Genomic DNA, 15,146 nt, shown 5'->3' on the forward strand with positions numbered 1-15,146 from the left:
AGGGTAATTCCCTGTCGAATTAATCAACAATCCTCATATTAAAGAAAGAAATGCTGCTGATATTTATTAGAAACTAGACGAGTGTCAACAATATGTGACACGGCTCTGTATTACTGCCCTGTTTAACGCTAAAATATGAGTAATTATGTTCTCTACAAAAGGTTTCATCATGCGCCTCGAAGTGACCTGCCAAGACCGTATCGGTTTAACGCGTGAATTACTTGATCTTTTAGTCCTACAAAACATTGACTTAAAAGGCATTGAAATTTCAGCTCAACGTCGAATTTACCTGAACTTTGCACCTGTAGACTTTCAGGTTTTCAGTACGCTAATGGCAGAGATCCGCCGCATAAACGGGGTAATTGATGTTCGTCGTATCTACTTTATGCCATCCGAACGTGAGCATAAAGCGGTGTGGGCTTTACTCAATTCTTTCCCTGAGCCAGTTTTATCCATTGATAATAAACTGAATATTGAGCTGGTTAACCCAATGAGCTTGCAACTTTTTGGGGTTGATGAAACGAAAATCAAACAGAAATCCTTCTCCCAGTTAATCCCTAACCATGGCTTGCAGCGCTGGTTTGAACGTGAGTCACCAGAACCTTACACCGAACGCATTTCGGTCAAAGGCAGCGATTATTTAATGCAGGTCACACCAATTATTCTCGCCGATGAAGATGGGAAATCTCACTGTACAGGTGCGGTGATCTTACTCAAATCCGTGGCAATTCTTGAAAATCAACGTAAGCAAGTGGCTGAAGTTGATATTGAAAACCGTGGATTTAGCCAGATTGTGGCGGTCAGTCCTGCGATGATCCAAGTCGTTGAGCGAGCTAAACGTGTTGCTATGCTGGATGAGCCGTTGCTGCTTGTCGGGGAAACTGGAACGGGTAAAGACATTCTGGCAAAAGCCTGCCATTTGCACAGTGCTCGTGGTAATGCGCCATTTTTAGGATTGAACTGCGCTTCTATGCCTGATGATGTCGTTGAAAGTGAATTATTTGGTTATGCAGCAGGGGCTTATCCAAATGCGGTTGAAGGGAAAAAAGGCTTTTTTGAGCAAGCTAATGGCGGTACCGTCTTGCTGGATGAAATTGCTGAAATGTCCCCTCAAATGCAAATTAAACTATTACGTTTTCTGAACGATGGAACTTTCAGACGTGTTGGCGAAGAACATGAAGTCAAAGTCAATGTACGCGTGATTTGTGCGACACAGAAGAATCTACCTGAGCTAGTGGAACAGAAAAAATTCCGTGAAGATCTCTATTACCGCTTGAATGTTATAACGCTCACGATCCCACCATTAAGAGAGCGTAGCGAAGATATTAAACCGCTCACGAAAGTCTTTGTGTCTAATTTTGCCAAAGAATTGAACATTGATGAGCCAAAAATCTCACCAGCATTAATTGAATCACTCAGCTCTTATTATTGGCCGGGTAATGTTAGACAATTACGCAATGCGTTATATCAGGGGCTATCTCAATTTAATGGTAATATTCTGGATGTTGATGATATTCAACTTCCTGATGCAGTTAACGCGCCTGCGATTGCTTTAGATACATTAAATGGGTCACTGGATGAAATAACCAAACGCTATGAAGCCTCGGTGTTGGCGAGATTATATCGTGATTATCCGAGTACGCGTAAATTGGCTAAACGTTTAGATATTTCTCATACCGCTATCGCGAACAAATTGCGAGAATACGGGCTCAGTACCAAGAAAGAGCAAGATTAACATGATGAAAAAGCTGTTTAAATTGGGTCTACTTAGCGTATTAATGAGTGTGAGTATTAGCACTGTTGCACAAGAAAAACCGAATAATAAGTTAATTGATAAACTCTGTAAAAATGCAGAGCAATCCATGGAAGATGTGTATGAAAATGGCGCATTAACTCAGTGTCATTTCCCTAATAGCTCGCTACTAAGTGCTTATCAAGAATATCGTAATCTGCTTGGTGATGATAAAAAGTTTTTAGAAGCTAAGTTAGAACCAAACAAAAACAAAGAAGTGATTTGCTCGAATGATAACTGTCCATCTATTATTTATCGATGGAGCGGGGACAAAAAACTAGAAATTGAGCAAAGTTTTCCAGGGGGAGAAACGTACCTCCAATTTATTCAAAATAATAAAGGCACTTCGCTCGAAATAAGATATTTTCCTGACTAACGCCCATTCAGTTAGTTCCAATGAAACATGCCAGATAAATAAGCTCACTCATTCAAAATCAGTTAAAAGAATGGAGTGAGCTTACTAGATTAAACTAAATTTACATATTTTTCATCGTAAAACGACGTCCTGATCATTGCGGGTTGGTTGTTTTTTCTGCTATAAAAATGGTGAGCAAAGCTTTAATTTTTAAATTAACGATAAAAAAATGCTTAAGTCGTGCATTGATTATTAATATTAGCAACGCGGGTTTTATACCTTTAAGGAGTTGCAATGGAACAATTTACGATTAATTTTATTGTCAATTTCAAGCTACGTGAATATATGTCTAAATGTCACTATCAAGGTGATATGTTTGAATCCGCGAATACCGCCGCAGAACTTTATTTAATGAATAAGGCTGCTGCCAATTATTTAGCGAAAAAAAATCGTTTTACGTGGGATGCGTTAGTCAAAAATGGCGTTAAACCACGGGATTTGATTATTGATATTCTCACGTCTTGTTGCCCTGTGACCCAAGAGCAGGCTCAACGGATATTAAGTACGTTGTCGCATTCGTTAGTGAGTATGATGAAAGGAAATATGATTTTTACTAATGTGGTCAACGCGAAAAATCACAAACCACTATTTTGGGCTTATGTTGACTAAAACATGATCGATAACCCCACAACCCCTATCAAATGAAGCCACAATCACCGAAAGCATCGGCGATTGTGGTTCTTCATAATATAAGATTATTTCAGGCTATTTAGCGCGTTGTCATAATCAGGTTCTTCAGTAATTTCAGGCACTAATTGGCTGTAAATCACTTTGTCATTCTCATCTAATACAACGACAGAACGAGCCGTTAAACCTTTTAATGGGCCAGTGGTCATTTCAACGCCGTAATCGTGGGCAAAATCACTACGGAATGAAGATAATGTCACCACATTGTCTAAGCCTTCTGCACCACAAAAACGTGCTTGAGCAAAAGGTAAGTCAGCAGAGATACATAACACAACAGTGTTGTCTAAACCGTTGGCTAATTGATTGAATTTACGCACAGAAGCGGCGCAAACACCGGTATCTACGCTAGGGAAAATATTCAGAACTTTGCGTTTGCCTTGGAACGTTTCTAAGGTTGCTTCACTTAAATCTTTAGCAACTAAAGTGAAAGGTTTAGCTTGAGAGCCCGCTTGTAAAAAAGTACCTGCAAGTGAAATGCTATTACCTTTGAGTTTTACTGTCTGTGACATTTGTTTTTCTCCCGTTTATAGGTTGAGTTACAGAAGATGAAAATATTAAATGATTTTTAAAATCAAATTATTACCAGTTTCACATTCTGAGATTTCTGTTTTTAAATCCTATTATTGACCAAATTGCATTGTTGCCTTCTCGGCATGATAAGTAAGAAGGTTACGCTGCATTATACAAGTAATAAGCCCTATTAAGAGTTTATGTTTTTTATTATGTATCATCCTAAAATACCATATTCAACACGATAAAAAGAGCGCTTTGTGCCGTGTTTTACTTGTTATATGATGAAGTGAAAGCTAATTTTAAACTGACAATCAAGTCAATGAGTTATTCGCCTATCACGGCTAATGCCTTGGCATGTCAAATATCAATTTAGCAGTTTGTAATGGGTTAATTCATCAAAGCTTAGCGAATAACGCTGAGCGATCCTCTTTTTGATTAATAGATAGAAATAATAATATGCATAAACGTTCATTGACCTCTTTAGCTGTATTCATTTCATCACTTTTCCTTTCTACACCGGTTATCAGTGCGACGGTTCCTGCTGGTACTGTTTTAGCTGAAAATCAAGAAGTTGTACGCCATCTGAAAGATGAGCCGGCATCATTAGATCCGATAAAATCTGTTGGGTTGACTGAAGCTCAAGTGATGCGTGATTTGTTTGAAGGCTTAGTTAATCAAGATAATCATGGAAAACCGATACCGGGTGTCGCACTAAATTGGCACACCGATGACAATCGAACTTGGATTTTTCAGTTACGCCCTGAAGCGGCATGGTCGAATGGTGAGCCTGTTACCGCTGACGATTTCGTTTACAGTTGGCGTCGTTTAGTCACGCCAGCCAATACTTCGCCATTTGCTTGGTTTGCAGCATTAGCGGGAATTAATAATGCACAGGATATTATCGATGGTAAGTTGCCACCAGAACAGTTAGGGGTGGAAGCTGTCGATAAACACACACTGAAAATTGTGTTAAATAAGCCAGTTCCTTATTTCCCATCATTAACCGCAAACTTCAGCTTATTTCCGGTTCATCGCGGAACCGTTGAACAATATGGCGCAGACTGGATTAAAGTCGGTAATTTAGTTGGAAACGGTGCATTTGAACTTAATGACCGTGTTGTTAATGAGAAAATCGTATTAACACCAAATCCGCACTATTGGGATCATAAAAATACGGTGATCACCAAAGTGACTTTTGTTCCCATCAACCAAGAATCTAATGCGACTAACCGCTATTTGGCAGGGGATTTAGATATTACGGAATCCTTTCCAAAGCAGCGCTATCAAAAATTATTACAAGATATTCCGAACGAGGTTTTTACGCCGGATCAACTCGGTACCTATTACTACGCATTTAATACCCAGCGCGCGCCGACCAATGATGTCAGGGTCCGACAGGCATTATCAATGGCAATTGACCGCCAATTGATTGCTAGCAAAGTCTTAGGAACAGGGGAAAAACCCGCTAATTATTTTACGCCTGATGTGACGGCAGGTTTTAAGCCACAAAAAGGGCTGTATCAGACTCATAAACAAAAAGAGTTAGACCAACAAGCTAAAACGTTATTGAAGCAAGCAGGGTACAGTGAAGCGCATCCTTTGGAATTAACGTTGCTGTATAACAGCTCGGAAAACCACCAAAAAATTGCTATCGCTATTGCTTCTATGTGGAAGAAAAAACTCGGGGTGCAAGTTAAATTAGTTAACCAAGAGTGGAAAACATATATCGATAGCCGTAATACCGGAAATTTTGATGTAATCCGTGCTTCTTGGATTGGTGATTTTAATGAGCCATCTACATTCTTATCACTGCTAACTTCTCAACACAGTGGCAATATTCCTAAGTTTAATAATCCGCAATATGACGCACTAATGACTTCAGCTAGCATTGAAACGAATGATGCGCAGCGTAATGTGTATTACAACCAAGCCGAAGCCATTATTGCAAAAGAAGCGCCAATTGCACCAATCTATCAATATACGAATGCGCGCTTGATTAAGCCGTGGTTAAAAGGTTATCCGATTGAAAATCCAGAGGATGTGGCATACAGCCATAGCTTCTATATGATTAAACATTAAGAATGAAATTTAGCCAGTGCAGGTGTGCTGGCTAAATTTTGGGAGACCCAAAATAAAAAAAACTCCTTCCACTGGAGAGTCAGAAGGAGGACCAAAAAGGAATAAACACTACAGCGCTAATAATAGGAAAAAACTTTGCGGTTTTATTGCTAATTTGTGTCAATCAAATGGGATCTCTCTAGCAAAAATTGAGAAATTTCATTGGGCTATAAATCTTGCATAACATCTTATTTTTATGCTTTTATTTTCCTTTGCTTAACACCTACTTAAACTTTGTATTTTGATTTTGTTATTGAAATCATTGCAATATTCCCTTTAATCAACTAAAAATACCTTACTTTTCAATTTAAGGAGATAATTGCATGGCGTCGACCTATGGATCGCAATTTCAACACTCTAACCCCGTTCATGCCTTTCAGTTAGATGGAGATGGCGGTGTTCTTCCTATCGATTTAAATGCCACTGCAACACAGCAATCTCCATTTTGGCTGCATTACGATTATAAAAATAAAGAGACGTCTAGCTGGATCCAACAGACTGATTTGTTTAATGACCAAGTGAAGTCATCATTGACGGGTAAAATGAATCGTATGCGGATGGTGCGTATTGGTGATGGCGTTCTGCTGACATTACAAACTCTGAATAACACCGCAGGGCAGCGCCCAGAGCAATTGGTGGCATTTCGTATCTTTATGAATAGCCGTTTGATTGTTTCATGTCGTCACCGACGTGTTCACTCATTAGATTCTGTTATTGATGATCTTAAACAAGGCGTCGGTGCGCAGAGTACCGGTGAATGGCTTGCCGATGTCACGGATGCAATGACCGATGAAATTAGTGATTTCACCGATTCTCTTCACGAACGTCTTATTGAAATGGAAGATTTGATATTACATGGCGAAATTCCTGAGCGTGGGGAATTAGCGTTATTGCGTAAACAAATTATTGTCGTGCGCCGTTATATGGCGCCACAGCGGGATATGTTTTCTCGATTAACCGCTGAAAAATTATTATGGCTAGATGATAACGACAGACGTCGTTTACAAGAAATATCAGACAGATTAGGGCGCTGTATTGAAGATTTAGATGGTTTTATTGCACGTACCGCCATTATGTCTGATGAAATTACGAATATGATGACGGAAATGATGAATCGCCGAATCTATACCATGTCATTAATGGCGATGATATTTTTACCAACCACATTTTTAACTGGCTTATTTGGTGTGAACTTGGGGGGTATCCCCGGTAATGAATTTAAGTTTGCCTTCAGTGCGTTCTGTTTATTACTCGCCTGCTTAATCGCTACAGTATTTTGGTGGTTAAAAAGAAGTCGATGGCTATAAGAAAGGTGAATTGTTCTGGATAATGGGCGCTAGTTTGAGATAAATCAATAAAGGGTATAGGGTTTTAAGGCAATATTACTCCCGCAGGTGAATGCAACGTTGAGCGATGAACGTTGTGCTCCATAATTGTAGTTTTTCTCATATTGAGTTCTTATACAGAATAATTGACCACTGTAATGCCGATGTATTTTACATCGGCTTTTTTTTGCATAAACTCTGACGCCACCCCTGAATTTCTCCAGAGGTAGCGGATCAATTTTTATTATCTTACTTAACTTCAATCACATCTAAGCGGTCAGCACTGTAGTCTGGCTGATCATCTTCATCAATCATTGGCTGAGCGGGCAATTCTTCGCGGTCAAAAGCCATATCACCGCCATTGATCACGGCATCACCATGTGAAATATTTTTAAAATCAAATAGTTCAGTATCACATAAGTGGGATGATACGACATTCTGAGTCGCTCTAAACATAGTTTCAATGCGCCCAGGATAACGCTTATCCCAATCGCGCAGCATTTCTTTAATGACTTGGCGCTGTAAATTAGGTTGGGAACCACACAAATTACAAGGAATGATAGGGAATCCTTTGGCTTCAGCAAAACGCTCAATATCTTTTTCGCGGCAATAGGCCAGAGGGCGAATAACAATGTGTTTGCCATCGTCACTCATCAATTTTGGTGGCATGCCTTTTAATTTACCGCCGTAGAACATGTTTAAAAACAGGGTCTGTAAAATATCGTCGCGGTGATGGCCGAGTGCAATTTTGGTCGCGCCTAACTCTGTCGCCGTGCGATATAAGATACCGCGACGTAAGCGAGAGCACAGGGAACAGGTGGTTTTTCCTTCAGGAATTTTTTCTTTTACGATGCCATAGGTGTTTTCTTCGACAATTTTATACTCAACACCGAGTTCGTCTAAGTAAGCTGGCAAAATGTGTTCAGGGAAGCCTGGCTGTTTTTGGTCTAAGTTAACAGCGACCAAAGAGAATGAAATTGGGGCACTTTTTTGCAGGCTTTGCAAAATAGACAGCAGGGTATAGCTATCTTTTCCCCCAGACAGGCAGACCATGATACGGTCGCCTTCTTCGATCATATTAAAATCGGCGATGGCTTGCCCAACATCACGGCGGATTCTTTTTTGCAGTTTGTTTAAGTTGTATTGCTCTTTCTGTGTATTCATTCTGTACTATTCTGTGTTGTCGCTGATAATTTAACTTTATAAAAAATAAAAGAAATTTTGTTTTTTCTGTTATTGCTTTTCAGACTAAAGTCTATAGAGACAAAAGCCACGATGCATAAAGGCATTTACGAAACAGATAAAAAACAGAAGCTCATTTATGGAGGTGAAGTTTTCAGGGGCACATGATAGCAGATGGATGAGGATTTTTGATACAGGTTAGTGAAAAAGGTTCTATCTCATCGTCATACTCTTACCGATTTGAAGGTAAGTTAAGTAGGACAATATCCTGATTTATCACTGAAACAGCCGCAAGACAAGCTTAGAGCGATTTTGGCTTCAGAGCATGACCCAAATACCAAAAGCGGTAAGCATTCCTTCAGTCCTATATAAGGCGTAAATCTAACTTAATCTGCGTTATTCTTTCTTTCATATCCATATAAATTAATCCTGCCAGACAAATACTCACCTAAATATATTTCACTGATTTTATTGAAACCTTGTTTCGAAATATTGTCTTCTAACCACTCAATGTCTTTGCCGATGATTTCGAGTAAGTCATGGTTAGCTAAGCCATCGACGATAATTGGATAACGTATATTCTCATCGCCACTTTGGATAATAGTCAATTGCCCATTTTGTTCGAGAACAACGCGTTTTAGTTGCTCTATTTCGTATATGCCATTTGATCTTAGTTTGAACATCAAATCATTAGCGGAAACACCATTTTTTAGACATTCTTTAACGTTAACGCTGCCATTATGTACCAAGGTTATAGGTTTGCCGTCAATAATTCGTTTAATAAAGGGATTATTCTCTTTTAAAAATTTAAGGGCAAAAACAAGTAAAGTCCATATGATTAACACGAGTATAAATTGCAGTACTGTTATTGATTCATTGTAAATGACACCACCAATAATACCGCCTAGAACATAGTTTTGAACTTGATCCATTGCAGATGAGGGGGCTAAATTTCCTTTGCCCATGAGGTTTATTTGAACAATCAGGCATAGGATCCCTAATCCAAGCTTTATAATAATAGGTGTATAAATAATCATTTTATGCCTTATTTTTTTATGATTTTAATTTCGGGATTTGTTAACCAAACTTTTTCTAAGCTGTAAGTTTGTTGATCTACGCTTAGATGAATACGGTAATAACGGTCATCAATTTTAATGATGATGCCATCGGATAATTGTACCGAGTTAGAAAATATAGAATTTATATCTACGCCTTTTTCTTTTGATAATAACCTTACGAAATTAACCATTTGGGATGATTTTGAGTGTATATTTTGACTATCGGTATAATCTTGATACTGAATGCCTGAAATGAAGAGTAAAAATAAGAAGGCGATAATCGTTAAATCCCGATATTTAGTTTGTAGGCGGTGACGCATATATAGGATGAAAAAAACGATTAAAGCAAATAAAGTGCCAAAAATAATAATATATTTAAAATAATCATTTATATTAGACTGCGCTTGCAAGTAATCTATCCCATAAAAATTCATATAAAAATCATTCCTGATTGTTCACTATATCCATCTTTATTATAGTGACTTATTCGCATTTTAGCTCTGAGATTAAAATCTAATTTTGAGTTATCGGTCATTACCCAAGATCTGTCATTGATTTTTATGTTGAAGTTAAAAATTGTCGATGGTTTCAGTATTTATCAAAGGACGCATTTTGAAAACCTGCTTGTGGGATTAATTCAAGATCGGTTTTTAGATAACAAAAATATTAATTGAGATTTTATTCAAATATCGTAATGAAAATAATAATGTCGCTTCTCTTCAATAAATAAGTCATTTGAAGAGAAGCGATGAGTGATTATTGAGCCGCCTTTTTCAGTTTTTCAACTTGTTCGGCAGTGACGGGTTTACCTTGCCCCCCCCATTCGGCGCGCGCCCATGATATTAAATCAGCCATTTCTTGTGGCGTTAAATCATCGGCAAAGCTTGGCATAGCATACATACGCTGCCCATTAGGGAAAGTGGTGGTTGGAATACCCGTTAACACTACACTGATAAAGGTTTCGGGGCTGTCCATAGCTAAGATGGCATTACCTTTTAACGCTGGAATGCCATTAGGGACTCCTTCTCCGGTGATCCCGTGGCAACCTGCGCAGGTAGACATATACATTAACCGACCCGTTTCCATGATTTGACTGACATTACCCACGTCTGGTGAGTTTGCCTCGGGCAATGGAGCTGGCGGAGCTTCGGCTCCAAGTATTTTTCCTTGTTTATCCGTCATTAAATAAATTGCCATGTCATTAACATCGCTTTTATTCATCTGGCTAGTAGAAAAATGAGTCACTGTGCTCATATCTGCAAATGCAGAGCCTTGCGGGGCATTCCCTGTAAGCAGGAATTGGCGCAAAGAGGCGGTATCGTACCCATGTTTGGAAAGCGCTTCGGCTGTAATATCAGGGATTGCTAAACCGGCTTCTTCACCCCCTTGAAGTGACCGTGAAAACTCGACACCCATCATTAAATTACGTGGTGAGTGACAAGCGCCACAGTGTGCCAGACCTTCAACAATATAAGCTCCTCGGTTCCACTCGGCAGAACGTTGTGGGTCATGAGGCGCATTTTGTTTAGGGAAATTGAGTAAAGTCCAGAAGTTCATAAATGGGCGAACGGGTAGGACAAATACACCTGTATTTTCTTTATTTGGTACATTGATTGGCGGAAGTGACATCACATAAGCATACAGGGCATCAATATCATCCGATGTCGTCATATGGGTAAATACAAACGGCATGGCAGGGTAGAGATTGCCTCTTTCTTTACCAATTCCGTCCTTCAAAGCACGATGGAAATCAGCACGGGTATAGTTACCGATACCAAATTGCTTATCAGGCGTGATATTTGTGGAATAAATGGTACCAAAAGGGGTTCCGATAGCACGCCCACCCGCAGCCAATGGCCCTTCAGGTAATGAGTGGCAACCAAAGCAATCACCAGCAGTTGCCAACTCTTGCCCTCTTGGCAGCAATTTGGCGACTTCTTCTGAGGTCAGCGGTTTATCTAAATCAGGACCGATACTGGAGGTACGAAAAGCACCAAATAGGATCGCAAGCATTAATATGATGAATAATAAGATAATAATATAAATGCTTTTACGTAGAGAGCTGGATTTAGCCATGAGGTTTCTCCCTAGTCGATCACGCAGCCAGGAGTGTCTAGAGCGACTTTCCTCACTGCTTCATAATAGCGAACATAGCCTGTACAACGGCAAATATGCTCATTGAGGGCTTCTTCAATCGCATGTTCGAGTTGGTCTCGTTTCACTGGGTTTTTCTTCAGTTTATCAAGAAATACCGTCGCACCTGTGACGAAACCGGGGGCACAATAGCCACACTGGAACGAAAAGTTTTCGATAAAAGCTTGTTGAATTGGCGTTAATTCAACAACTTTGCCTTGCTCATCCAGTTTGGCTTGCCCTTCGATGGTAACAATATTTTTATTGTTGAAATAATGGGCACCAAAGATACAAGTACGGCTTTCAACCGTTGAGCCATCGGGCTGAATTTCCATAATGGTGCAAGCATGGCAGATCCCTTGCCCGCAACCAAAGTGGGTGCCTGTGAGGTCAAGGTATTCATGTAAAAACTCAATCATTGGCATCCCAACAGGAACATCAATAGGACCAATTTTCTGGCCGTTAATGGTCAGTGTTAGTGGCTTGCGCTCAATAATCGGAACGGCATGGTTGATTTTCATGAGAGTGCCTTTTTAATTTTATCTACCGTGATAGGGAATTCATAGAAACGCTTACCTGTCGCATGGGTTAATGCGTTACTCGTCGCAGGTAAGATAGGGATCATTCCCAGTTCTGCCATGCCTTTTGGTGGCGAAGTTTCTGATAGAGGAGGTAAGTAATCAATGGTTTGTTGCCAAACCGCAACATCTTTTGCGCGTGGCAGAACATAGCGATTAAAGTTCCATGTTCCATTACCTGGCCCATCTTCATACAGTGGCAATTCTTCCATCAATGCGTGACCAATACCCATCGCGGTACCTCCTTGAATTTGGCCTGAAACCAATTCAGGGACAATCATCGTACCGGGATCCATAATCATATGGTGGCGCATGATATCGACCTCACCCGTCATAGTATTGACGTTGAGCTCGACGAGGCAGGAAGCTGGTGTGACCGTAGTTGGGTCAGCTTTTGCGCGTTGTGTTGGTGGGTAATAGGCAATTTTACGTTTAATAAAATGGTAACCGCCAGTTGTCATCTGCTTTTTCAGTTCTTGTGGAGCACCCTCGCCATAACGAACGGATATTGCATCGAGAGGGAGATTTTTCAATCCTACAGTTGGAATATCGAACTCTGCGCGAGCCCACTGCCAGCTTGAATAGCCGTGAACAGCAACTCCGATGATTAGCCCCATCTCATGGGCTCTTTTGGCTAAAATGTCAAAAGGAATGGGCTTCATCCCACCACCGCCAATACCATCTGGTCCGACACGAATATCTGCAAATTCAACATTTAAGCCATTGAACGCTCCTCCGCCAGGACCTTCACTCCAAATGCTTTTGGCCGCAGGCCATAGGGTATTTTCTAATAAAAAATGACCCGCTTGGCGTGTACCAAATCCAATGTAATAAACGCCGCTCGATGAGCTCATGTCAGGGATCAGCGCAGGTGTCCAATAGGGATCAGTTTTTGACAGTTCATCTTGTTTTTTCTGATCTGCCCAACTGGTTTTGAGTGGTAGTTCTGCAAATTCAGTTACCCCAAATTCAACCACATCAGGGGCTTTGCTGAGTGCTTGCCATACCATAACTTGTTGTGCGGTTGTACCACCGGTACCAATCTCTTGCATACAATGGCGCATTGTTAGCTTGCCATTCGCATCAAATTCAAGAGAAAGAATCGTTGGAACACCGCTAGAACCATAAACTTGCTGCACTTGCGCAAAGCCAACGCCGTATAACTTGCCGGGGTTTTTTGCTTCATAATCGACTTTATTTTTTTCACGATCGACCCAAATCGGGTGTTTTTCCGCAAGATTTAACATTTCGACATTGCGAGGGTCACCCGCTATTACACCACCTTGTGTATTCGGATAACCTTCTAATATGGCATTACGGCGGCGCAGTTCAATTGGGTCAATATTGAGGTTATGAGCGATTTCATCGACCATCAATTCAGTGACTGCCATCGACTGTAAGGAACCAAAGCCACGCATTGAGCCCGCTTCGACTGCCGGGGTGGCCATGGCGAGAGCGGTGAGGTCAGATTTTGGGAAATAATAAATAGATTGGGCACCACGTACCGCAACGTGTGATACGGCAACCGAGAGGTTTTCACGACCTCCACCATTACAGTTATAAGTACCTTTTAATACATCAAATTTGCCCGTTTTTTTATCACCGATAATGGTGACATCCATCTCAATAGAGTGACGTTTCATTCCCATTTGGAATTGTTCATAGCGGTCATTTGCCATACGAACAGGTAAGCCATCAGCATAGAAACTGGCGACCATCGAATAGAAAGGAAAAACCGAATAGTCTTTTGAGCCATAACCGACGGTAGAACCTGTTAATAACACAATGTTCTCGACAGAAAAATGTTTGTTGTGCTTCGATAACTCAGCAGCGGCGTTGACGACTCCTGCAGGAGACTGTGTCGCGGTTAAAATATGCAGTGTTTTAGTTTGTGCATCATACCAAGTATTACAGTTATCAGGCTCCATTGCGCAAGGGTCAATGGATTGTGAAAAACCATGGCGCTCAATCACAAATTTATCGGGATTCTGGCGAGCTGCAGCGATTTCTTGTTCAATTTGCCGTGCGTAATCCATCGCTTTTTCTTGTTTATCAGGGCTTTTTTCTGCCTGATGAAGGGCTTGAATAAAACCACCACCACGATCTTTACGGATCACTGGTGGAATAGAAATGGCATGTTTGGGGTCATATGGAGGCCAAACAGGTGTATTGCCATCGAACCCACCTTTAATACCTGAATCTTGATAAGGGGAAAAGATAGAAGGTGAAAGTGGGGTATCACCACCGATACGTACATATCGCGCTGCACCATAGTTAGCGGGCGGTTTTGGTCCAGTCACCATTCCATATTTTACGGTGTTTGTCGCAAAACGTAACATACGCTGTGCTGCGCTGTATTTATCGAAATCATGATAAATCAAGATGGCAACAGGGTGGCCAATAATCGGAGGAGTGTCCCCTAGAGGCACTAAAATATTGGTGCCATAGAAGCCTTTTCCCATACTGGTGTCTTGAGGAATATTTAAGCCATCACGGATAAGGTCTTCTTGTAAAACAACTTTATCAGGCTGTAAATTTGGACCTAACATTGAAATATCAATGCCTTCAAAGGTTTTATCTGCTTCTGTTGCTTTTAACATAAAGGCATAGCTTTGTTTTTTAGGCCAGCCGGGAATGTCTTTAGCGCGGTAATCACGAGCAAAATTTTTACGGCCGGTGACCTTTTCAACACCATCCCAACGAAAGCGTGCTTTACCATTTTGACCTATCCAATCGGTTGATGGAGAGTCAGAATCGAGCTCCATTGCTATCGCAAAAGGGAGTTTACCCACCATCACTGCAATGCCTGCAATAGTGCCTAGTTTGATGAAGTTACGTCTAGAAATATGACCCGACATAGTGTGCTCCCTGATTATATTTTTAGGGTTTTTATTATGAGCAATGGAAGTCAATAATATTTTTTAGCCACGCATTATAAGATTGTTTTATTTCGATTTAATTTGTTCGCAATTTGATGGCTAATATCAGATAGCTCAGTAAGTTACATAAATAGTATGGGTATCTGTATTGATATATCAAGAACGAGTAAAGGGATTTAGACAAGAAAGTGAATAATACTGTTGGGGTCATCTTAATATGACAGTATTGAATAAAATAACTGAGTTTTATTAGAATGTAATTTATTTAAATGATAGTAATTCTTATTAATGAATAATTAAATCAATATGTATTTTATTATATAAAGCATATGATTATGTCGATATCGTGATAAGAGTGACTACAACGTCGACAGCTTAAAAGCCTAATATTTGTGGGTTTTTCTGTTTGTTTATTTTATTAGAGTATAGAGTCGTGGTTTATAAAGCTAGTAAATAAAGTGCAATG

Annotated in this window: 12 protein-coding genes; 5 read left to right on the top strand and 7 right to left on the bottom strand. The window is 40.2% G+C overall.

Annotated features, from left to right (window positions below):
• Window positions 1-169 precede the first annotated feature (169 nt).
• The 3 genes from tyrR to HFU86_RS08025 all read left to right on the top strand — a co-directional run bounded on the left by tyrR (window position 170) and on the right by HFU86_RS08025 (window position 2,816).
• On the top strand, window positions 170-1,735 hold the full coding sequence (gene tyrR, locus HFU86_RS08015; protein WP_187129828.1) for a transcriptional regulator TyrR: 1,566 nt from the start codon (window positions 170-172) through the stop codon (window positions 1,733-1,735).
• Between the two features lies 1 nt (window position 1,736).
• On the top strand, window positions 1,737-2,168 hold the full coding sequence (locus HFU86_RS08020; protein ID WP_230082495.1) for a hypothetical protein: 432 nt from the start codon (window positions 1,737-1,739) through the stop codon (window positions 2,166-2,168).
• 273 nt (window positions 2,169-2,441) lie between these two features.
• A complete protein-coding gene (locus tag HFU86_RS08025; protein ID WP_132494892.1) occupies window positions 2,442-2,816 on the top strand; it encodes an ATP-binding protein in 375 nt (124 codons plus the stop codon).
• Between the two features lie 86 nt (window positions 2,817-2,902).
• Here HFU86_RS08025 and tpx read toward each other — a convergent pair whose 3' ends face one another.
• Window positions 2,903-3,403, bottom strand: coding sequence for a thiol peroxidase (gene tpx, locus HFU86_RS08030; protein WP_132494894.1), 501 nt, complete (start codon window positions 3,401-3,403; stop codon window positions 2,903-2,905).
• A 460-nt stretch (window positions 3,404-3,863) separates the two neighbouring features.
• On the opposite strand from tpx, the gene HFU86_RS08035 reads away from it, so the two are divergent.
• Both HFU86_RS08035 and zntB read left to right on the top strand, forming a co-directional pair.
• Window positions 3,864-5,486 carry a peptide ABC transporter substrate-binding protein gene (locus HFU86_RS08035; RefSeq protein WP_132494896.1) on the top strand — a complete coding sequence of 541 codons (1,623 nt, stop codon included), beginning with the start codon at window positions 3,864-3,866 and terminating at the stop codon, window positions 5,484-5,486.
• Between the two features lie 362 nt (window positions 5,487-5,848).
• The gene (gene zntB, locus HFU86_RS08040) at window positions 5,849-6,832 is read left to right on the top strand and encodes a zinc transporter ZntB (RefSeq protein WP_036953465.1); all 984 of its coding nucleotides are present in this window, start codon (window positions 5,849-5,851) and stop codon (window positions 6,830-6,832) included.
• A gap of 267 nt (window positions 6,833-7,099) precedes the next feature.
• On the opposite strand, the gene ttcA is transcribed toward zntB, so the two are convergent.
• From ttcA to HFU86_RS08070, 6 genes are all read right to left on the bottom strand, one after another.
• The gene (gene ttcA / locus HFU86_RS08045) at window positions 7,100-8,014 is read right to left on the bottom strand and encodes a tRNA 2-thiocytidine(32) synthetase TtcA (RefSeq protein WP_154627965.1); all 915 of its coding nucleotides are present in this window, start codon (window positions 8,012-8,014) and stop codon (window positions 7,100-7,102) included.
• A gap of 404 nt (window positions 8,015-8,418) precedes the next feature.
• Window positions 8,419-9,069, bottom strand: coding sequence for a DUF421 domain-containing protein (locus HFU86_RS08050; protein WP_132494988.1), 651 nt, complete (start codon window positions 9,067-9,069; stop codon window positions 8,419-8,421).
• An 8-nt stretch (window positions 9,070-9,077) separates the two neighbouring features.
• Window positions 9,078-9,524: a DUF3290 domain-containing protein gene (locus HFU86_RS08055; protein WP_036953459.1), complete on the bottom strand. Its 447-nt coding sequence runs from the start codon at window positions 9,522-9,524 to the stop codon at window positions 9,078-9,080.
• A gap of 322 nt (window positions 9,525-9,846) precedes the next feature.
• Window positions 9,847-11,166, bottom strand: coding sequence for a cytochrome c (locus tag HFU86_RS08060; protein WP_132494990.1), 1,320 nt, complete (start codon window positions 11,164-11,166; stop codon window positions 9,847-9,849).
• An 11-nt stretch (window positions 11,167-11,177) separates the two neighbouring features.
• Window positions 11,178-11,744, bottom strand: a complete 567-nt coding sequence (locus tag HFU86_RS08065) for a (2Fe-2S)-binding protein (protein WP_036953454.1) — start codon at window positions 11,742-11,744, stop codon at window positions 11,178-11,180.
• A complete protein-coding gene (locus HFU86_RS08070; protein ID WP_187129020.1) occupies window positions 11,741-14,659 on the bottom strand; it encodes a molybdopterin cofactor-binding domain-containing protein in 2,919 nt (972 codons plus the stop codon). The genes HFU86_RS08065 and HFU86_RS08070 overlap by 4 nt, the downstream gene beginning before the upstream one ends.
• Window positions 14,660-15,146 lie beyond the last annotated feature (487 nt).

This window comes from Providencia sp. JUb39, assembly GCF_012272845.1.
GTDB lineage: Bacteria > Pseudomonadota > Gammaproteobacteria > Enterobacterales > Enterobacteriaceae > Providencia > Providencia lanzhouensis.

What these genes read in the sequence shown, in the direction of transcription:
- tyrR (WP_187129828.1), top strand. Translation starts at nt 170, where the DNA reads ATGCGCCTCGAAGTGACCTGCCAAGACCGTATCGGTTTAACGCGTGAA.
- HFU86_RS08020 (WP_230082495.1), top strand. Translation starts at nt 1,737, where the DNA reads ATGATGAAAAAGCTGTTTAAATTGGGTCTACTTAGCGTATTAATGAGT.
- HFU86_RS08025 (WP_132494892.1), top strand. Translation starts at nt 2,442, where the DNA reads ATGGAACAATTTACGATTAATTTTATTGTCAATTTCAAGCTACGTGAA.
- tpx (WP_132494894.1), bottom strand. Translation starts at nt 3,403, where the DNA reads ATGTCACAGACAGTAAAACTCAAAGGTAATAGCATTTCACTTGCAGGT.
- HFU86_RS08035 (WP_132494896.1), top strand. Translation starts at nt 3,864, where the DNA reads ATGCATAAACGTTCATTGACCTCTTTAGCTGTATTCATTTCATCACTT.
- zntB (WP_036953465.1), top strand. Translation starts at nt 5,849, where the DNA reads ATGGCGTCGACCTATGGATCGCAATTTCAACACTCTAACCCCGTTCAT.
- ttcA (WP_154627965.1), bottom strand. Translation starts at nt 8,014, where the DNA reads ATGAATACACAGAAAGAGCAATACAACTTAAACAAACTGCAAAAAAGA.
- HFU86_RS08050 (WP_132494988.1), bottom strand. Translation starts at nt 9,069, where the DNA reads ATGATTATTTATACACCTATTATTATAAAGCTTGGATTAGGGATCCTA.
- HFU86_RS08055 (WP_036953459.1), bottom strand. Translation starts at nt 9,524, where the DNA reads ATGAATTTTTATGGGATAGATTACTTGCAAGCGCAGTCTAATATAAAT.
- HFU86_RS08060 (WP_132494990.1), bottom strand. Translation starts at nt 11,166, where the DNA reads ATGGCTAAATCCAGCTCTCTACGTAAAAGCATTTATATTATTATCTTA.
- HFU86_RS08065 (WP_036953454.1), bottom strand. Translation starts at nt 11,744, where the DNA reads ATGAAAATCAACCATGCCGTTCCGATTATTGAGCGCAAGCCACTAACA.
- HFU86_RS08070 (WP_187129020.1), bottom strand. Translation starts at nt 14,659, where the DNA reads ATGTCGGGTCATATTTCTAGACGTAACTTCATCAAACTAGGCACTATT.